This window comes from Alloalcanivorax balearicus MACL04 (genome assembly GCF_025532145.1).
In the GTDB taxonomy this organism is placed as follows: Bacteria; Pseudomonadota; Gammaproteobacteria; order Pseudomonadales; family Alcanivoracaceae; genus Alloalcanivorax; species Alloalcanivorax balearicus.
Window position 1 is genome coordinate 67,641 of record NZ_ARXS01000002.1, and the last position, 19,571, is coordinate 87,211.

The 19,571-nt window shown below is 58.1% G+C and carries 17 protein-coding genes and 1 tRNA gene; 4 read left to right on the forward strand and 14 right to left on the reverse strand.

The window, feature by feature from the left end; translation table 11 throughout:
• Positions 1–225: 225 nt before the first annotated feature.
• From MA04_RS02185 to rpsU, 8 genes are all read right to left on the reverse strand, one after another.
• Positions 226–2,745, reverse strand: a complete 2,520-nt coding sequence (locus MA04_RS02185) for a S8 family peptidase (RefSeq protein WP_262459311.1) — start codon at positions 2,743–2,745, stop codon at positions 226–228.
• Positions 2,746–2,753: 8 nt separating this feature from the next.
• Positions 2,754–3,755 carry an AAA family ATPase gene (locus MA04_RS02190; RefSeq protein WP_262459312.1) on the reverse strand — a complete coding sequence of 334 codons (1,002 nt, stop codon included), beginning with the start codon at positions 3,753–3,755 and terminating at the stop codon, positions 2,754–2,756.
• 308 nt (positions 3,756–4,063) lie between these two features.
• Positions 4,064–4,140: transfer RNA gene (locus MA04_RS02195), tRNA-Ile, on the reverse strand.
• Positions 4,141–4,296: 156 nt separating this feature from the next.
• A complete protein-coding gene (rpoD, locus tag MA04_RS02200; RefSeq protein WP_262459313.1) occupies positions 4,297–6,192 on the reverse strand; it encodes an RNA polymerase sigma factor RpoD in 1,896 nt (631 codons plus the stop codon).
• 94 nt (positions 6,193–6,286) lie between these two features.
• On the reverse strand, positions 6,287–6,523 hold the full coding sequence (locus tag MA04_RS02205; protein WP_262459314.1) for a hypothetical protein: 237 nt from the start codon (positions 6,521–6,523) through the stop codon (positions 6,287–6,289).
• Entirely contained in the window at positions 6,480–8,195 is a 1,716-nt protein-coding gene (gene dnaG, locus MA04_RS02210; RefSeq protein ID WP_262459315.1) for a DNA primase, read from the reverse strand. Before dnaG ends, MA04_RS02205 begins: the two co-directional genes overlap by 44 nt.
• 131 nt (positions 8,196–8,326) lie before the next feature.
• Positions 8,327–8,776, reverse strand: a complete 450-nt coding sequence (locus MA04_RS02215) for a GatB/YqeY domain-containing protein (RefSeq protein WP_163125273.1) — start codon at positions 8,774–8,776, stop codon at positions 8,327–8,329.
• Between the two features lie 21 nt (positions 8,777–8,797).
• Complete coding sequence (rpsU, locus tag MA04_RS02220; protein ID WP_014993329.1) at positions 8,798–9,013, reverse strand: 30S ribosomal protein S21; 216 nt, start codon at positions 9,011–9,013, stop codon at positions 8,798–8,800.
• 220 nt (positions 9,014–9,233) lie between these two features.
• Here rpsU and tsaD point away from each other — a divergent pair, with 220 nt between their 5' ends.
• Positions 9,234–10,271 carry a tRNA (adenosine(37)-N6)-threonylcarbamoyltransferase complex transferase subunit TsaD gene (gene tsaD, locus MA04_RS02225; protein ID WP_262459316.1) on the forward strand — a complete coding sequence of 346 codons (1,038 nt, stop codon included), beginning with the start codon at positions 9,234–9,236 and terminating at the stop codon, positions 10,269–10,271.
• A gap of 174 nt (positions 10,272–10,445) precedes the next feature.
• Here tsaD and plsY read toward each other — a convergent pair whose 3' ends face one another.
• The gene (gene plsY / locus MA04_RS02230; protein ID WP_262459317.1) at positions 10,446–11,051 is read right to left on the reverse strand and encodes a glycerol-3-phosphate 1-O-acyltransferase PlsY; all 606 of its coding nucleotides are present in this window, start codon (positions 11,049–11,051) and stop codon (positions 10,446–10,448) included.
• Between the two features lie 152 nt (positions 11,052–11,203).
• Between plsY and folB the strand changes: the two genes are divergently transcribed.
• Both folB and folK read left to right on the forward strand, forming a co-directional pair.
• A complete protein-coding gene (gene folB / locus MA04_RS02235) occupies positions 11,204–11,560 on the forward strand; it encodes a dihydroneopterin aldolase (RefSeq protein WP_022994150.1) in 357 nt (118 codons plus the stop codon).
• Positions 11,560–12,069: a 2-amino-4-hydroxy-6-hydroxymethyldihydropteridine diphosphokinase gene (gene folK, locus MA04_RS02240; RefSeq protein ID WP_262459318.1), complete on the forward strand. Its 510-nt coding sequence runs from the start codon at positions 11,560–11,562 to the stop codon at positions 12,067–12,069. Before folB ends, folK begins: the two co-directional genes overlap by 1 nt.
• Here folK and MA04_RS02245 read toward each other — a convergent pair.
• The 3 genes from MA04_RS02245 to MA04_RS02255 form a co-directional block, all read right to left on the reverse strand.
• Positions 12,059–12,943: a hypothetical protein gene (locus MA04_RS02245; RefSeq protein WP_163125265.1), complete on the reverse strand. Its 885-nt coding sequence runs from the start codon at positions 12,941–12,943 to the stop codon at positions 12,059–12,061. The genes folK and MA04_RS02245 overlap by 11 nt on opposite strands.
• Positions 12,944–13,166: 223 nt before the next feature.
• Positions 13,167–13,904 carry a pteridine reductase gene (locus tag MA04_RS02250; RefSeq protein ID WP_262459319.1) on the reverse strand — a complete coding sequence of 246 codons (738 nt, stop codon included), beginning with the start codon at positions 13,902–13,904 and terminating at the stop codon, positions 13,167–13,169.
• On the reverse strand, positions 13,889–15,133 hold the full coding sequence (locus tag MA04_RS02255) for a multifunctional CCA addition/repair protein (RefSeq protein WP_262459459.1): 1,245 nt from the start codon (positions 15,131–15,133) through the stop codon (positions 13,889–13,891). Before MA04_RS02255 ends, MA04_RS02250 begins: the two co-directional genes overlap by 16 nt.
• Before the next feature lie 373 nt (positions 15,134–15,506).
• Between MA04_RS02255 and MA04_RS02260 the strand changes: the two genes are divergently transcribed.
• A complete protein-coding gene (locus MA04_RS02260; RefSeq protein ID WP_014993337.1) occupies positions 15,507–16,487 on the forward strand; it encodes an NAD(P)H-dependent flavin oxidoreductase in 981 nt (326 codons plus the stop codon).
• Between the two features lie 216 nt (positions 16,488–16,703).
• On the opposite strand, the gene MA04_RS02265 is transcribed toward MA04_RS02260, so the two are convergent.
• Positions 16,704–18,200, reverse strand: coding sequence for a SpoVR family protein (locus MA04_RS02265; protein WP_262459320.1), 1,497 nt, complete (start codon positions 18,198–18,200; stop codon positions 16,704–16,706).
• Positions 18,200–19,483 (reverse strand): YeaH/YhbH family protein, encoded by a 1,284-nt coding sequence (locus tag MA04_RS02270; protein ID WP_163125259.1) that lies wholly within the window; start codon positions 19,481–19,483, stop codon positions 18,200–18,202. Before MA04_RS02270 ends, MA04_RS02265 begins: the two co-directional genes overlap by 1 nt.
• Between the last annotated feature and the right edge of the window lie 88 nt (positions 19,484–19,571).

The window sequence follows — 19,571 nt, forward strand, 5'->3', positions numbered from 1 at the left end:
AGGCTGGATGGGCCAGGCCTCAGCGTTCTTATCTTATCGAGCCGTCATGAAGTTTTACTTGTTACTGACTCGGTATCTTTAGTGCCAGAGCCTTTCATCAATTTCAATCTTATGATTGCAGCTTTTTGAGAGGTTTCTTGTCTGCCCTTCTTCAAGTGTTGCATCAAATTCGACTTGCGTAACCAAGAACCTTAGGGGAAAGCTCATCTAATGTCTTCGGTAATATTAAGTTTCAATGGAAATGTTTACCAAATTCTCTACTTCTGAATAGATATCAATTTCTTGGTCTGGCGTTTCGATGCTCACAAGCAGGCTGAACTTAACCTCATTTTTCCATCGATCTTCCGCTGTTCTATATTTCCACCATCCCCCTACTGGGAAGATGGCTATCGTATGCATATCGAGCAGGTCTCTCACCGTACCTATCCAAGTATCCGAATGGATAGAACCTCGAGTACGCAACTGGCTTCCTAAGAACCAGCCATCATTATCTCCCTCAGGGCCATCATATTCCTCCAGTTCTACCAATCCGTTAATGTATGCCCGAAAGTTATCTAATTCTTGTCCAGGCCGAATTGTCTCAAATCTTAAACCATGAGATTGGTAGCTATATCGAGATCGATAACCTCGTCTTCCCGGGTTTGGTTCAATGAAGTAGGATAATGTGACTTTGAGCTTTACCTCTGTTTCCAGTGGCAATTGGCGAAGTGATTCTTTAGGCCAGGGTAACTGGTAGAGCTTCATCTGATTTAGTTTAGGGTCAGTAGAAGCTGTGGCCCCATCTTTCATGGTAAAGGGCTGTAGCTCTCCCTCAGCTACCAAAGTAAGAGCATTGTCTGTGCTATACTGGGCCTTCTGGAGAGAGGGAACCCCATATCCAACAGTACGTAGAAGGTTTTCTTTTGCAATCTTTGGGCTATGCATCCCACTAAGAAGTCCAAATCGTTCCATCATCCTCGGAGTCCATTCTGAAGAGTGAACAATGAGTCCTCGAATGGTCTCAGGCCATAGGCTCGGATACTCAGACCGAAGTATAGCTGCCTGCCGAGAAATCAACGCGCATGCGGCACTCGTATCTCCATTGCGCTCAAAAAGCTGTCCTTCGGTTCTTCCTGATGTTGTAAGTAATGAGACCACGTCTTCAGTACTTACTTCTGTTTTGTCCGGGGACAGTAACTTATTTCCCCCTTCGGCAACCACCTCTGGTTTAAGTGGGGCATGCTTTTTCCAGCGCCAATTAACGGAAGAGCGGCTGGATGGAGCAACATCCCCTGGGCTTGCGAAAGGGGACCAGCCAACAAGACGAGGGTCGTCATTGGTCGTCATTTCTGTGTAAGCACCAACTGTTAGTGCATTCCAGGCTTGAGCTGGGTCTTCGATCTCGGCGAGACAAACTTGATCCCAATAATCTGGTGATGGTTGGACGTTTCGGTTATTACCTGACGAAACTACAAATAAGCGGCGGTGTCCATCCTCCATGCCTGAGCAAAATTTATCGATTTCGGCAGACCAAGATGATGGTTGGCCGCTTTCCCTTTCATGATCTGATGTCACAGCCAAACTATAAACTCGATTGAGATTTGGTCTGTCAGTTTCAAGCTTATATGCTGCGCCCACGGTGATAGCCCCATAGAGTCGAGGCTCGTTTTCTCCTACAGGGGGCAAAATTCTCGCAGATTCTAGAATGTGGGAAATATGAATTGGTTCTTCATGTAACGCTATGTCCATCAAATTACCAAATGCAGCCAAGCCCGCCTGTAAGGAACCGTGATCATTGTAGGGAGCAAAGTGGCTGTAATTATCGTAATTTGGCCAGTCAGGCTGCCAGGAAACCGAGTATTCCTCGCTACATACGTGTTGTAAAAGTGCATGGTTGTAATTCACACCTGTATCTAAAATAGATACAGCACTTGTCGCCTCTTCAGAAATTTGAATTCTCTGAGCGATGTTTTCTACCCATTGGGCTTGTTCAACTGGGGATGATTCCACAATTGGGTTTGGGGTTTCTTTAGCCTTGCGTAGTTCTTCTAAGTTACCAATCAACTCAGGGGCTTTCTTTAAGTCATTAGCAGAGCAGTGGATTAGAAAAACTACAGTATTAAAGAAAGTAAGTGAGGAATTGCTTAGAGTGGCGTTTAAGCGTTCTGAAAGCTGAACTGCGATTTCATTAGCATTTCGGTTACTGGTTTCTTTCAACCAGATCTCCCACCAAAAATTCGTGTCGAGATCTTCAGGATAGAATTCATCAGGATCTGTCCAAAACGACTTTAAATTGGCGAGCTTTATCTCTGAAATACTGTCAAGTAGGGTATGGTTTTTAGGAAAAACCTCACCATCTTTGGTTGGCTTGCCATCTTTGCTTGGGTCTAAGTACTGGCGAGTTTTTTTAAGGAAAGCTGCCCTTCGTGATTCAGGAATAAAGACAGTCGCAACCTCTCTGTCTCCTTGCAATTTATGAGCTCGTAACTTGAAGTCTCTATTGTCTAAACTATCGAGCGGGAGCTTACACCCCGCTTCGCTCAGAATCTCGACGTAAATACCAATGTCTTCTGTGATAGGAGCGGGCCTGTTTGTTTCAATATGTTTATATTGATTTAAAACAGCTTGATACTGCCCTTGAAGGCCTGTCCCGTGAGAGTTTCTATTGTGTACTGGAACACTAGAGCCGCGGCCTGTTCGTTTGGATTTAAATGGTTCTTCCTGAAAAAACCGGCCAACATTTACATGCTTCCTGTTGCTAGCCATATTTGTCCTTATTTTTCTTTACTTGAAGAGGAGCTTCCTGAACGGCGTCTATTAAGGGCCTTTAATAAAATCTTAGTGGATATTTTTTCCTTGAAGTTTAGAACAGCTTCTTTGGCCGCATCTTCACATGATCTAGTGATTTCTGCCGAACTCAGCCCCAAGGCAGATTTTGAAATTTCCTCCCAGTCAAGCCTGGAGGCATCAAAAATTGATAATCGGTTCTTGATGAGAAGGGAAATTTGTTCCAGCTGAGGTTTTTCGAATGGGATAATATCGTCAAAGCGTCTGTAAAGAGCTTGGTCTAGAAGTTCAGGATGGTTTGTTGCTGCAACAATAATACTTTCTGAGTAATCCTGCTCGACAAACAATAGGAAGGAGTTCAGAACGCGCCTGATTTCTCCTACGTCATTAGGTGCGCCTCGCTGGGTCCCAATCGCATCAAACTCGTCAAAGAGATAAACCGCACGAGTCTGTTTGATGTGATCAAAAATCAGTCGAAGCTTGGCTGCAGTTTCTCCCATGTACCTGGTAATGAGGTTGTCTAATACGATGGTGTATAGTGGCAATTTTAGCTCTGTAGCCAACATCGCGGCTGACATGGTTTTCCCTGTCCCTGGAGATCCAGTAAAAAGCAGTTTTCTCCTAGGGTGTAGCCCAAAGCGGTTGAGTTTATCTTTTTGTCGCTGTTCAACTAAGACTTGTTCTAGGCGCTCCTTAATGTCTACTGAGTAGACGAGCTCGCTAATTCTGACGTTTGCCGGGGTAAGCTCTAGAAGCCCTTTTAGCTCACTTTTCGGTTGGTGAGCGAATGGGAGAGGTTTCGAAGATGCGACGCCTAACTTTGAATTCTTTTGAGACTTTTCAACAAGGGTCTTTATGTCACTTGCAAGCTTGTTGTGACCCTGTCGCGCTTCTTTGGCTGCAACTTGCAGAGCGATAGAATAAAAGCGCTCATCGTCACGATCAGCATGACTTTTCAAGAGTGCTTTTAATTGATCTGCTGTGGCCACGGGCCTAACTCCAATATTTGGGAGGCAGGGAGATTGCTCAGCCACCCAGCTTTCAAACTCTATCAATCTCTACATTCTAACTTTCAATTCAGCAAGCTACCACGTTTATTCAGCAAGTAAGAAAAACGGAGGTTTTCTTTACGCTATTTATTGTCACGCCGCGTTCAATGTAACTCAGTGTAACCCCATAAAAATAGGTATTTGCAGGTTGAAGGGGGTTGATTGATGGGGGTTGTTTGGGGTTTCGTACTTTTGAACCCCAAACTAAAGAGGGTTTAATCTGTAACTATATGATTTTAAAAGGGAAATGGTGGGCCCACCAGGACTTGAACCTGGAACCAACGGATTATGAGTCCGCTGCTCTAACCAATTGAGCTATAGGCCCTTGGAACTCGGAGGATGTGCAACAGCGGGAGGTGGTGTCCTGCCCCGGCCGGCGGTCTCTGTAGCGAGGTGCCGGTGTCCTTTGTGTCTTGGTTTATCCCCGAAAAAACAAGGCCCGGATGGCGGTTGCCGTCCGGGCCGGTAGTTATATAACGACTTACATATCCGCGTCCAGGAAACTGCGCAGGTGCTCGCTGCGAGAGGGGTGGCGCAGCTTGCGCAGAGCCTTGGCTTCGATCTGCCGGATCCGCTCCCGAGTGACGTCGAACTGCTTGCCGACTTCTTCCAGGGTGTGGTCGGTGTTCATGTCGATGCCGAAGCGCATGCGCAGCACTTTCGCTTCCCGGGCGGTGAGGTTGGCCAGCACTTCCCGGGTGGCTTCCTCCAGACCCAGGGAGGTGGCGGAATCCACCGGGGAGTCCACGTTGCCGTCCTCGATGAAATCGCCCAGGCTGGAATCCTCGTCGTCGCCGATCGGAGTTTCCATGGAGATCGGTTCCTTGGCGATTTTCAGCACCTTGCGGACTTTGTCTTCCGGCATTTCCAGGCGCTGGCCCAGTTCTTCCGGAGTCGGCTCGCGGCCCATTTCCTGCAGCATCTGGCGCTGTACCCGGTTGATCTTGTTGATCGTCTCTATCATGTGCACCGGGATACGGATGGTGCGCGCCTGGTCCGCGATGGAGCGGGTGATGGCCTGCCGGATCCACCAGGTGGCGTAGGTGGAGAACTTGTAACCGCGGCGGTATTCGAACTTGTCCACGGCCTTCATCAGGCCGATGTTGCCTTCCTGGATCAGATCCAGGAACTGCAGGCCGCGGTTGGTGTACTTCTTGGCGATGGAGATCACCAGCCGCAGGTTGGCTTCGACCATTTCCTTCTTGGCGCGGCGGGCTTTGGCTTCGCCGATGGAAATGCGACGGTTGATTTCCTTGATGTCCGCCACCGGCAGGCCGATGACTTCTTCCACGGTGATGATCTTGCGCTGGTTGCGCTGAATGTCTTCCGCCACCGTCATCAGGCGCTCGGAGTAGTCCTTGGCCTTTTTGGTCTTGGCGTGGGCGGCGACCCACTCCAGGTTGGTCTCGTTACCCGGGAACTGCTGTACGAAGTCCTTGCGCGGTACGCCGGCACGGCGGATCGCCAGCGCCATGATCTGGCGCTCGAACTTGCGCACGATATCCAGGTGAGTACGGGCACCTTGCAGCAGCTGGTCATAGATGCGGGGCACCAGCTTGAACAGGGTGAAGTGCCCGGCCAGCGCTTCCAGCGCCTTGGCGCTGCTGGCATGGTCACGGCCGTTGCGCTTGAGCGCCCGTTCGGCTTTTTCGTGGAGCTTCTTCAGCTCACCGAAGCGTTCCGCGGCCAGTACCGGGTCCAGACCACCCTCATCTTCTTCACTGTCGTCGTCGCTATCGCTTTTGTCATCGTCTTCGTCGTCGTCCTTATCCTTATCCTTTTCCGCGGCCTCGGCCTGCTTCTTCTGATTGAAGCGTGGCTCTTTGTTGGCGTTGGTGGCGGCGGCGCCGTCGTCGTCCGGATCCAGGTAACCGGCGATCACGTCGGTCAGCTTGCGTTCCTCGGACAGGATACGGTCATATTCATCCAGCACCATCTCCACCGCGCCGGGCCAGAAAGCCAGGGCGTGCATGACTTCACGGGTGCCTTCCTCGATGCGCTTGGCGATCTCGATCTCGCCTTCCCGGGTGAGCAGCTCCACGGTGCCCATTTCGCGCATGTACATCCGCACGGGATCAGTGGTGCGGCCCGGCTCGCTCTCGACGGAGGCGAGTACGGCGGCGGCTTCTTCGGCAGCAACCTCGTCGGTGCTGTCGGCGCCTTCACCCATCATGATCTCATCGGCATCAGTGGCTTTTTCCACCACGGTGATGCCCATGTCGTTGATCATCTGGATGATGTCTTCCACCTGGTCCGTGTCGGTGATGGACTCGGGCAGGTGGTCGTTCACTTCGGCGTAGGTCAGGTAGCCCTGTTCCTTGCCCAGCGCGATCAACTGCTTCAGCTGTGACTGCTGTTGCTGCTTTTGAGTCGTCATGCGAAATGCCCGTAGTTGGAAGAGCCGTGGTCCTGGGAAAACGGCGTATTATACGCTGATATGGGGGGTTGAGCCAGTGATCACAAGACCCCCGCTATGGTTCCGCCTGGTGTCCGGCTCGCGCTCTGGCGAGTGCCCGGTGAAGCTCTGAAAGCCGCGCCAGGTCCGGATTGGGGCGGGCTTCCTCGGTTTTCAAAGTCTGTTCCAATGCAAGAGTATGCAGGCGATGCAGGGCGTCGTCCCAGTACCGCCGCGCGGTATCGTCGTCCATGGTTGGCTTCAGCGCCTCACGCAGCAGGCGGGACAGGGACTCGCCTTGTTCCAGTGCCATGATGGCGCCCAGCGCCGCCGCCGGGGTGGCATGCTCGCGCACCGCGCCGGCCACCTGCAGCAGCAGATCGACCCGCGCCAGATCCAATTCCTCGACCCCTTCGGGAAGAGGGCGGTCGCGCACCACCTGGGGGTGGGAGAGCAGCAGCAGGACCAGCCGTTCCACCAGGCCCAGGCCGGGCCGGCGGGCGCGCGATCCCAGATGCGGACGGTCCGGGGCAGGGACCGGTTCGTCCGCCATGGCCGGCGCGAAGTCCGGCGGCGGTGCGTCGTCCCAATCCGGCTGGTCCGCATGGTCTGTATGGCGGGGGCTGTGCCGCCGGCCTGGGTGCCGGGGCCGGCCGGGGTGCGGGTTCCGCTGGTGATTCCTGGCGCAGTCGCTCCAGAGAGGAGCGCTCCAGCCGTGTCAGCCGCGCCAGTTCCTCCTCCAGCAGCACCCGGTAGAACGGCCCCGAGGGCTTGCTCAGGTAGGGGAGCGCCAGCCGCGCCAGGCGTGCCCGGCCGTCCACGGTGTCCAGGTCCAGCCCCTCGGACAGGTGCCGGAACAGATAGCTGGACAGCGTGTCCGCTTTCTCGGTGAGTGCCAGCAGGGTCTCCGGGCCCTGAGCACGTACCAGGGTGTCCGGGTCCTCGCCGTCGGGCAGGAACAGGAAACGCGCCTGCTTGCCATCGTCCAGGGCCGGCAGGGTGGATTCCAGGGCCCGCCAGGCGGCGCGTCTTCCGGCATTGTCGCCGTCGAAACAGAACACCACTTCGTTCACTTGCCGGAACAGGGTCTGGCAGTGCTCCGGGCTGGTGGCGGTGCCGAGGGTCGCCACCACGTTGGGCACACCATGCTGAGCCAGGGCGATCACATCCATGTAACCCTCCACCACGTAAAGACGATCACTGCGGTCGCGGCTGCGACGCCATTCCCACAGCCCGTACAGTTCCCGGCCTTTGTGGAACACCGGGGTTTCCGGGCTATTCAGGTATTTGGGTTTGCCGTCGCCGAGCACCCGGCCACCGAAGCCGATGGTACGGCCGCGGGCATCCCGGATCGGGAACTGGATCCGGTCGCGGAACTTGTCGTAAACCCGGCCGGTGTCCTCGCGCCGCACCAGCAGGCCGGCGGCGAGGGCTTGCTCCAGCCCGGCCTGGTCCAGTGACAGCCCGGTCATCAGATTGTCAAAGCCGGGCGGGGCGAAGCCGAGACCGTATTGGGCGGCAATTTCGCCGCTCAGTCCCCGGCCTTTCAGGTAGGCCACCGCTTTTTGCCGGTCCGGGGCGCTTTTTAATTGCTGGCGATAGTATCGCTCCGCCCGTCCGAGCAAATCGTACAGGGTTTGCAGCCGGCTTCGGCGCGCTTTTTCCTCACGGCTGTCGTGATGCTCTTCTCGCGGGATGTCCACACCGGCGCGGCCGGCCAACTGTTCCACCGCCTCGGGGAAGGAGAGGTGGTCGTACTCCATGACGAAGCGCAGGGCATCGCCGGAGGCGCCACAGCCGAAGCAGTAGTAGAATTGCTTGTCCGGGGACACCGTGAACGACGGCGTCTTCTCCTGGTGGAATGGGCAGCACGCGGAATAGTTGCGTCCGGTCTTCTTCAGCGGCACGCGGGCGTCGATCAGCGGCACGATGTCGATTCGCGCGAGAAGATCCTGAATAAAATGTTCGGGAATCAGACCGGCCATGGGAAGAATATTCCGACTCACCCGGGCTGATGGCAAGTCCGGCTAATGAGAGAGTGGTGGTGGAGGCCGGCACACAGCAGCTGATGAGGGCGCCGTCGGGGATGGACGGGAACCGCGTGCCGGGTCCGGAATCAGCCAGTGAGCCTGGCTTTGACCTTGCCGCTAACCGCGCCTATGTCGGCCCGGCCCTGCAGTTTGGGCTTGAGCAAGCCCATGACTTTGCCCATGTCACCCATGCCGGCGGCGCCGGTACTGGTGATGGCCTCGTCGATCAATGCCTCGATTTCGGCATCGCTCAGGGGCTGGGGCAGGAATTCCTGGAGGATCAGAATTTCCGCTTCTTCCACCTCGGCCAGTTCCGGACGGTTGGCGTCACGGTACTGACCGGCGGAATCCTTGCGCTGCTTGACCAGTTTATCGAGCACGGCGAGGGCGCGGGCGTCATCCACTTCGATGCGCTCGTCCACCTCGATTTGCTTCAGCGCCGCCATCGTCATACGCAGGACACCCAGGCGCACCTTGTCTTTGGCGCGCATGGCGTCTTTGGTAGCGTCGGCGAGCTGTGCTTTGATCGCGCTCATGGTCAAAGACCGGAAACGGTCTTAGTACAGACGCTTACGGGCGAGCTGTTCGCGTTGCAGCTTCTTCAGGTGACGCTTGACCGCGGCAGCGCGCTTACGCTTGCGTTCCTGAGTCGGCTTCTCGTAGTTCTCGCGACGGCGGACTTCGGACAGAACACCGGCTTTTTCACAGGAGCGCTTAAAGCGGCGCAGGGCCACGTCGAAGGGTTCGCCTTCTTTTACTTTCACCTGAGGCATGAAGTATCACCTACCTAAAAAGTGTTGAGTTGTGTGGGTTCCGCCACGGGCTCAGGTGGTCCCTCGGGGGCAAACGTCATGGGGACGGCCACCCAGGCGGCAGGGCGCGAATTCTACCCGCGACCGGCAGGTAAATGCAAATGGCGGCGCGCCGGGCTATTATGCCGGCCCTCGCCAGCGGGTGCGCCGCTGGCCGGATTCCGCTTTTTGAGGTGGCTAAATGCGCGTTTTGGGCATCGAAACCAGTTGCGACGAGACCGGCGTGGCCGTGTACGACACCGAACGGGGCCTGTTGAGCCAGGCCCTGTTCAGTCAGATCGACATGCACGCGGTCTATGGCGGTGTGGTGCCGGAGTTGGCCAGCCGCGACCATGTACGGCGCTTGTTGCCGCTGCTGCGCCAGGTCCTGTCCGACGCCGGCATTGGCGCCCGGGAGCTGGACGGTGTCGCCTACACCGCCGGGCCGGGGCTGGCCGGGGCCCTGCTGGTGGGCGCCGGCGTGGCTCGCGCTCTGGCCTACGGCTGGGGCGTGCCGGCGTTACCGGTACACCATATGGAAGGGCACCTGCTGGCGCCGCTGCTGGAAGACGACGCCCCGGACTTTCCTTTTGTCGCGCTGCTGGTCAGTGGTGGGCACTCACTGCTGCTGGAAGCCCGCGCCCTGGGCGAATACGTCCCTCTGGGCGAGTCGGTGGACGACGCCGCCGGTGAAGCCTTCGACAAGGCGGCGAAGATGATGGGGCTGGGCTACCCCGGCGGCCCGGCGATCAGCCGTCTGGCGGAGCAGGGGAGGGCCGGGCGCTTTCGTTTTCCCCGGCCGATGACCGACCGGCCCGGCCTGGATATGAGCTTTTCGGGCCTCAAGACCTTCACACTCAACACCATTCACGATCTGGGCGGCGCCGCCGCGCTGGATGACCAGGATCGCGCCGATGTGGCCCTGGCGTTCCAGGAAGCGGTGGTGGACACCCTGGTGATCAAGTGCCGCCGGGCCATGCAGGCCACGGGCGCCAAGCGCCTGGTGGTGGCCGGTGGCGTCAGTGCCAATGGCATGTTGCGCGAGCGACTGGCTCAGGCCATGGGCAAGCTGGGGGTGAAGGTGTATTACCCCGGGCTGGCGTATTGCACCGACAATGGCGCCATGATCGCCTATGCCGGAGCACTCAGGCTGGCCGCCGGCGAGCGTCAGGAGGGGCTGGGCGTGAGCGTGCGGGCGCGTTGGCCGCTGGCGGAACTGGCGCGGGTGCCTGTCCGCTGAGCCCGATAGCTACATCCCGGTCCCGGACTACGGAGCCGCTGTAGGAGCTTGCCCTGCAAGCGAATTGAGCCCGCTACCCAAAAAATCGCTTGCAGGCAAGCTCCTACAGCGGCTTCGTGGCTGTTTGGGAGCGCATGCTTCCAAGATCGGCAGATTGGCCTGTAACCGGCGCCCCTAACCTTTCTTCCTGAACCCCAGTTCCTCACCGCGCAGCAGTTTGGCCAGGTTGGCGCGGTGACGCACGATCATGATCACGGTCAGGGCGGCCATCGGCAGCGCGGCGCCGGTTAGCCAGAACCACAAGCAGATGGGCGCCGCGATGAAGGCGCTCAGCGACGCCACCGAGGAAATTCGCACCCCCCCGAACACCGCCAGCCATACCGCACCGGCCACCAGGCCACTGGGCCAGTGCAGCGGGAACAGCACGCCAAAGGCGGTGGCCACGCCCTTGCCGCCGCGGAACTGGAAAAACAGCGGGAACAGATGGCCGAGGAAGGCGCAGAAGCCGACCAGCGCCACGGCGAACGCCGACAGGTCCAGGGCCCGCGCCACCAGCACCGGGATCACCCCTTTCAGTACATCGCCGAGCAGGGTCAGTGCCGCCGCTGGTTTGCCGGCGATGCGCAGCACGTTGGTGGCGCCGGGGTTGCTGGAACCCTGGGTACGCGGGTCCGGATGGCCGAACAAACGACAGACCAGGATGGCGCTGGAAATCGAACCCAGCAGATACGCCATCGCGCATAAAGACAGCAACCAACCCCAGCTTTCCTGTAATGCCATGGCAACCACCGGCTATAATCCCCGAATCAACAGGCTGGACATTGTACACACAAGCCGCTTGTCGCGCGTCACCCCGGCTTCAGGCTCCCGGGAGCGGCGCCGCCAAACCTAACCGCGTATCAGGCCCGCGCGCGGCCGGACCGAGGAACAGCATGGACATCGTTTATATCAATGATTTGAAAGTCGATACGGTGATCGGCATTTTCGACTGGGAGCGGCGTATCCGTCAGACCGTCAGCCTGGATCTGGAGATGGCCGCGGATATCAGCAAGGGCGCCGCCACCGATCATATTGATGACGCTCTGGACTACAAAAGCATCAGCAAGCGCCTGATCGCCTTTATCGAGGAGAGTGAATTCCAACTGGTGGAAACCCTGGCGGAACGGGTGGCGGCGCTGGTGCTGGAGGAATTCAATGTGCCCTGGCTGCGATTGCGGCTGAGCAAACCCGGTGCCCTGCGCGGTGCCCGCGACGTTGGCGTGATCATCGAGCGCGGGGAGCGTTCCTGATGGCGGAGGTGTTTCTCAGTCTCGGCTCCAACATCGACCGGCAACACAATATCCATTCCGGTCTCGATGCGCTGGCGGAGCGGTTCGGTGAGCTGAGGCTGAGCCCGGTGTATGAAAGCGAGGCGGTGGGCTTCAAGGGCAGCCCGTTCTTTAATTTGGTGGTGGCTCTGCATACGGAGCTGCCGGTGGGGGAACTGGCCGGGGCGCTGCATGATATCGAACGCGGTCACGGCCGGGTTCGCGGCGAGAAGAAGTTCGCCAGCCGCACCCTGGATATCGACATCCTCACTTACGACGATGCGGTTGGCAAGGTGGATGGCATCGAGCTGCCGCGCGGGGAAATTCTAAAGCACGCTTTCGTGCTGCGTCCGCTGGCGGATCTGGCGCCGGAGACGCGGCACCCGGGGAACGGGCGCCGCTACCGGGAGTTGCTGGTGGAAACCGACTTCAAGGGCCAGCGGCTCTGGCAAGTGCCGTTTCGCTGGCCGGATGGCGGTATCACTGAATGAACGAGTTCTCCGCTTCAATCATATAAGCTTCGAACTGCTCGCAGGTGTAGTTGGTGGCGACGCCGTTGATGGTCACGATGATGCTGTCCCGGTGTTCCACCAGAACCTCGGCGTGCGTATTGCTGGCACCGCGCAGTCGGATCTCGCCGGATTCAGGGCAGAATTCCTGGCTCAAATTCCGCGTTAATGGTTGCGCGGTGGTGATGCTGACTTGCTCGCTTCTGCCGTTTACCAGGAGCTTTCCTTCTACTGTGTAGACAACACTTTCAGACAGATAGTCCCAGGTGGTTTCCAAATCCTCCACCACCCAGTTGGCCTTGTATTCGCCTTCGCCGTTCTGGCTGGGGCCCTGTGCATCGACCTGAACGTCCACATCGACGAAATGGTCGACAGTGTCCCTAACGTAGTCAAATTCTCCGCTGATCAAGATGTTCGCCTCTACGGGATTTCCCGCCACCAGGTTGAAACCGGTGGTTTCGACTTCCAGAGTGGAGTCACCATCAAAGTCGTAGCGGACGGTGCCAGCCAAGGTTACAGGGGCGCCACTTTCACCATTAAGGACGCAGTTTTTGGCGGTGGCGCTGGTGGGAATATCGTTGGCGCCGTGAACGACGTCGATAGAGCCTGGAGCACATTCCCCTTCCAGATCGGGGAGCATAATAGCGTGCATCTGCACCGGCGCCATTCCCAGACTGCCTTCCAAAGCAAGATAAAAAAGAGGGCCGGCGTTGTCGTTATTCAGGCTGACAAAGGGCTCTTGATTTCCTCCGGAGCCGGAGGAACCACCACCGCCACCACAGGCGGCAAGAGCCGTGGCGAGCAAGACAGGAGTGAGTCCCCGCGCACGGGAGAAACCGGTATTGAAAAGTGACATGACAATATCCCTAAACCGAAAAAAGAAGCGTCAGTCGGCTCCGTTCGGGACGGGAAAGTTAAGCCGGTTGGCTCACGCTAGACTCCATCCCTGAGTCGACAGGATCGACCGTCATCGTTGTTGATGTTGTGACGAGCAGCCTCCCACGGCCTTCGTCGATGCGGTCTTGGTTATCAACCATAGCGGCAAAGGACGGTCGCGCCAATCCCCGTGGCGCCGCTTCTCAGGTGCCGGGGAAGGACAGGGAGCGGCCGCCATCCACGGCGATGATCTGTCCGGTGATGTAGGGGGCCTGATCGGCGAGCCAGGCCACCGTGTTGGCGATATCGTCCGGGTCGCCGGCACGGCCCAGCGGCAGGGCGTCAAGAATCGTCTGCTGGGATTGCTGCCCCTGTTCCGGCCATAGGATTGGCCCTGGAGCCACGCCGTTGACGCGCACTTCAGGGCCCAGTTCCCGGGCCAGGCTGCGGGTCATCATCGCCAGCCCGGCCTTGGCCATGCAGTACAGCGGATGCTCACGCAGCGGCTTTTCAGCATAAACGTCCACCAGATTAACGATGGCGCCGTGATGCTGTTTCAAGGTCGCGGCCAGTGCCTGGCTGAGCAGAAACGGCGCCCGCAGGTTGCTGTGCATCAGTTGATCCCAGTCCTCATCGCTGGCCTGATGCAGAGGCGTGCGATAGAACCGGGAGGCGTTGTTCACCAGCAGTCGCAGGTTGGGCTTCAGAGCCAGGGCCTCGGCGGCCAGTTGCCGTACCTGGTCGGGCACCACCAGGTCCGCGTACAGGCAGGCTGCGCTGTCGTTGCGCTGCCGGTTGAGGTCCTCCACCAAGGCCTGGGCTTGTTCTTCGCTGTGGTGGTAGTGAACGATCACATCGTAGCCCAATTGGTGCAGGCGACGGGCAATACGGGCGCCAATGCGGCGCGCGGCGCCGGTGACCAGGGCTACGGGAGTGGCCATTTTTCCACGAACTCCTGTCGGTAAAGGCGGATGGCGCGAATGCGTTTGCTTTCCAGAGCGCGGCCGAGCGCGGGGCCGGACAGGCCGGCCTGACGCAGCCCCGCCACATCCACGGTGCGTACCACCTCGGCGACGCCGAGCAGGAATTCGCCTTGTGGAAAGGGCGCTTTGGGGTCGGCCTGGCAGGTGCGGTAATCCGCCTCGCAGGCGTCGACGAAGAAGCGCAATCGGCGGGGGCGGCGGATCACATCCAGGGCGTGCAGAACTTCCCATACTCTTGGCGGGCGCAACTTGAGGACGCGACGTCCGCGGTTCTGCCAGCGCGCCATGACGGCGGCGGCGTCCGCCATTTCCCTGGGAACCCGCAACCGCTTGGACATCTCCAGTGCCAGCGTTTCGCTCTGCCTTTCGTAATTTTGATGACGCGGCCAGCGGTCCGGCGGTGTACTGGCCTTGCCGAGGTCATGGCAGAGCAGGGCGTAGCGGCCGGTCAGGGACAGGTTCTGCCGGGCCGCCTGGGCCAGACAGCGCCATTGGTGGGTAAGCACATCGACGGTGGGGTGATGGTCCGGAGACTGAGGGATGCCGTCCAGGTTGGCCAGTTCCGGAAACAACTCCGCCAGTGCGCCGCATTCATGCAGGATGCGGAAGAACGTTTGCGGTGAGCGTTCCATCAGTGCCCGGCTGGTTTCCTTCCAGACCCGTTCCGGACTGAGATGTTGCAGCTCGCCCGCCAGCACGATGTCGGTCATCAGGTCCATGGTTTCGCGGGCCACGCGAAAGCCGAGCCAGTGATAGCGGGCGGCGAAACGGGCCACCCGCAGAACCCGCAGCGGATCCTCGGCGAAGGCCGGGGACACATGGCGCAGCAGCCGCTCCTTGAGATCGTTTTGACCGTTATAGGGGTCGATCAAGCGGCCATCACCGGCTCTGGCCATGGCGTTGATGGTCAGATCCCGGCGTTTCAGGTCGTCTTCCAGCGTCACGTCCTCGGCGGTGTGGAAGAGAAAACCACCGTGGCCGTGGCCGTGCTTGCGTTCGGTACGGGCGAGAGCGTACTCCTCGCCGGTCCGCGGATGCAGGAACACCGGGAAGTCATTACCCACGGGTTTGTAGCCTTGTGCCAAAAGAGTATCGGGGGTGCCACCCACCACCACCCAATCTTTCTCCTTGACCGGCAGTCCGAGCAATTCGTCGCGGACCGCACCGCCGACAAGATAGATATCCATCATGTTCGCTATCGCTTCCAGGTAAACATTAGAATGTCATGTCTGGTCTGGCCGGAAAACCGCCGGGGCCAGGAATGCGCTCGAATTCGACGCGAACGGTTATTTTCTGGTCTGCGGGCGTCCGCTTGCTCCGATCTCCCTGTGGGAAGCTGCCTGGGCAGCGAATCTGACAGGCGATGACGGGAAATGACAATCCACATGGCGTTTATCACCATTGAACCGGGCTTGGGGCCATGGTTTAGTGCTTCGTCATTATTTGATTCGGATCATTGCCTGATTTGGGCATGTGGACACCAGCGCGCCATCCGTCATCGCGGCGTCACCGGCCGATGCTTTGTCCGACCGCCCCTGGCTCAACGGGAGAGATAGTTTCATGAAAACACGTATTACCGAGATGCTGGGCATCGAGTACCCCATCGTTCAAGGGGGTATGCAGAACGTTGGCTATGCGGAGCTGGCTTCCGCTGTTTCCAACGCGGGTGCTCTGGGGATTATCACTGGCCTGACTCAGCCGACCCCGGAAGATCTGGACAAGGAAATCCGCCGTTGCAAGGAGATGACCGACAAGCCGTTCGGCGTCAACCTGACCCTGCTGCCGACCATCAAGCCGGTTCCCTATGAGGAGTACGTGCGGGTGATCATTGAGGCCGGCATCAAAGTGGTGGAAACCGCGGGCCGCAGCCCGGAGCCCTTCATGGCTCAGTTCAATGAGAATGGCGTCAGCGTGATCCACAAGTGCACTTCCGTGCGGCATGCCCTGAAAGCGCAGAAACTCGGTTGCTCCGCGGTATCCGTGGACGGTTTCGAGTGCGCCGGCCACCCCGGTGAGGACGATGTGCCCAACCTGGTGCTGTTGCCGGCGGCCGCCAAGGTGCTGGATATCCCGATGATCGCCTCCGGTGGTATCGGTACCGGCACGCAGATGGCGGCTTGCCTGGCGCTGGGCGCGGAAGGCATCAACATGGGCACCCGCTTCATGGCCACCAAGGAAGCGCCGATCCACGAGAACATCAAGAAAGCCATCGTCGAAGCCAGTGAGCTGGATACCGCGCTGGTGTACCGTCCGCTGCGCAACACCGCCCGGGTTTACAAGAACAAGGTGGCGGAGAAGGTCAACGAGATCGAGCGTGAAGCCGGCAAGGACATGAAGTTCGAGCTGATCCGCGACATGGTCGCCGGTACCCGCGGCAAAGTGTCGCTGACCGAAGGTGACGTGGATTACGGTATCTGGACCAGCGGCATTGTGCAGGGGTTGATCCACAGCATCCCCTCCTGCGATGAACTGGTGCAGGAGATCATGAGCGAATGCACCGAGACCATTCGCAATCGCCTGAACAATCTGCTGGCAGGCTGATTGATCCCGTCTCCGGAAAGGTTCGTCGTTGTTGGAACCCGGAACGCGGAGATTCACTCGAAGCGGGTCTGTATGGAGGTCATCCGGGACCCTGTTTGACAGGGACGTCAACCCGGGAGCCTACAGGGATGTATTTACGGCGTTCCCGGAAGGCCTTCGTACAGACCCGCGCTTCGATGGAGAGACTGTTTTCGTTATTCCGCGACGAACCGATATTTATTGCCCACCCTGAATTGACTGACGCTCAACGACCGTGCCGTTGTCCACGCTGTCCAGGTGCACGTCGAATCCCCACAATCGATGCAGGTGCTTGAGCACTTCGCGACTGCTGTTTTCGTCCAGGGGGCGGTGATGCTGGCGGACGTGCTGTAACACCAGCGACCGGTCTCCGCGCACATTGGCCTCGTAAACCTGGATATTCGGTTCCTGGATGCTCAGGTTGTATTGCTCGGCCAGTTTGTTACGCACTTTTTGATAGCCGCGCTCATCGTGGATCGCGTTGATCTCGATGTATTCCTTCTCGGTATCATCCAACAGGCTGAACAGTTTGAATTCCCGGATCAGACGAGGGGACAGGAACTGCTGGATAAAGCTCTCGTCCTTGAAGCTCTCCATGGCGAACTTGAGTGTGGCCAGCCAGTCGCTGCCGGCGATGTCGGGGAACCAGTAACGGTCCTCTTCCTCCGGATTCTCACAGATGCGCCGCAAGTCTCGGAACATGGCGAAGCCCAGCGCGTAGGGATTGATGCCGGAGTAGTACTGGGAGTCGAAAGGCGGTTGATAGACCACCTGGCTGTGGTTGTGCAGAAATTCCAGCATGAAGCCGTCGGTGACCTGTTTCTGATCATAGAGATCATTGAGCAGGGTGTAGTGCCAGAAAGTGGCCCAACCCTCATTCATGACCTTGGTTTGACGCTGCGGATAAAAGTACTGGGCCATCTTGCGCACGATGCGGATGACCTCCCGCTGCCAGGGTTCCAGCAGCGGTGCGTTCTTTTCAATGAAGTAGAGAATGTTTTCCTGGGGCTCCGGGGGGAAGCGCTCGTTCCTTTCGCGCCTTTGAGCCGCGGGCTGCAGATCAGGAAAAGTCCGCCACAGCTCGGAGACCTGCTGCTGCAAAGCGGCTTCCCGTTCGCGCAGTCGCCGCCGCTCCTCCTGGGCGGAAATCGGCGTCGGGCGTTTATAACGATCCACGCCGTAGTTCATCAAGGCATGGCAGGAATCCAGGATATCCTCCACCGCATTGACGCCATGGCGCTGCTCGCATTCGGCGATGTATTTACGGGCGAACACCAGATAGTCGATGATCGCCGAAGCGTCGGTCCAGGACTTGAACAGGTAGTTGCCCTTGAAAAAGGAGTTGTGACCATAACAGGCATGAGCGATCACCAGTGCCTGCATGGTGATGGTGTTCTCCTCCATCAAGTAAGCGATACAGGGGTTGGAGTTGATCACGATCTCGTAAGCGAGCCCCATTTGCCCGCGACGATAGCGGTTTTCCACCTCCACGAATTGTTTGCCGAAGGACCAGTGATGGTAGCCCACCGGCATGCCCACGGAAGAATAGGCGTCCATCATTTGTTCCGAGGAAATGACCTCGATCTGGTTGGGGTAGGTGTCCAGAGCATACTTGCCGTGCGCCAGCTCGGAGATCGCCTCGTCATAGCGGGCAAGCAGATTGAAATCCCAGTCGGAGCCGGTGGACAACAGCATCAGGCGGCCTCCATGCGTTTATGGAAAAGCTGGCGGAAAACCGGGTAAATATCCGCCGGGTCGTCGATCTGCGCCATGGAGAAGACATCCGGATGTCGGTCCATGATGCCCTCGTACTGGTCCCAGAGTGCCTGGTGAGCACGGGGCATGACTTCCACGTAGGAAAAGTGCTGCATGCGTGGCAGTAATTCCTTCTCCAGCAATTCGGCGCAGCCGGGGGAGTCGTCGTTCCAGTTATCGCCGTCCGAGGCCTGGGCCCCGTAGATGTTCCATTCCTCCACCGGGTAACGTTCCTTGATGATATCCCGGGTCAGTTTCAAGGCGCTGGAGACGATGGTGCCGCCGGTTTCCCGGGAGTAGAAGAATTCCTCTTCATCCACCTCCTTGGCGCTGGTGTGGTGGCGTATGAATACCACCTCCGTATGCTGGTAGTTCCTTTGCAAAAACAGGTACAGCAGCAGGAAGAAACGTTTTGCCAGGTCCTTCATGTCCTGATTCATGGAACCGGAAACATCCATGATGCAGAACATCACCGCCCGGCTCACTGGCACGGGGACCTTGATATGGTGGTTGTAGCGCAAATCCACGGTATCGATGAAAGGAATTCGGTCGATACGACGGCGCAGGCGCTCGATGTGCTCGTCCAGTTCCGCCAGACGGGCCTGGCGCTGAGGGGATTGGTCCTGTTGCAGTAAGGCGTCCCGTTCCTCCTCCAATTCGCGCAGTTTACGTCGGCTGGCCGCGGTCAGTGCGCGGCGGCGCATGGACGCCTGGCGCATGGAACGGACGATGTTGATTTTGGCGGGTATGCCGTGACTGACGATACCACCGTGGCGGATCTGGAAGGTGCGGGTTCCTTCCAGGTGGCGCTTGACCAGATTGGGTAACGCCAGGTCCTCGAACAGGAAGTTCAGGAACTCCTGTGGATCGATTTCAAAGGCGAAATCATCCTCGCCCTCGCCGCTGTCGCTGGCCTGTCCCGAGCCGCCCCCCTGGCCGCCACCGCCGCTGGGACGCTTGATTCGATCCCCTTGGTGGAATTCCTTGTTGCCCGGGTGCACGATATTGCGCTGCCCGCCAGGGCCATGATGAAAGTTGGGCTCGGAAATGTCCTTGCGAGGGATGATGATGCGTTCCCCTTGCTCCATCTCCTTGATCGAGCGCTTCCCTACCGCATCATTGACCGCTTCACGAATATGTCGCCGGTAGCGCTGCAGGAACCGTTGCCGATTGACTGCGCTCTTATGCTTGCCGTTAAGACGCCGGTCGATGATATAGCTCATTAGGCTCTCCACACTCGGCCACTGTGGCAATGGTTTTGCAATGGCGTTTATGCGCGGGCACGGCTTCTGAACTGACTTGGCGTCGTGC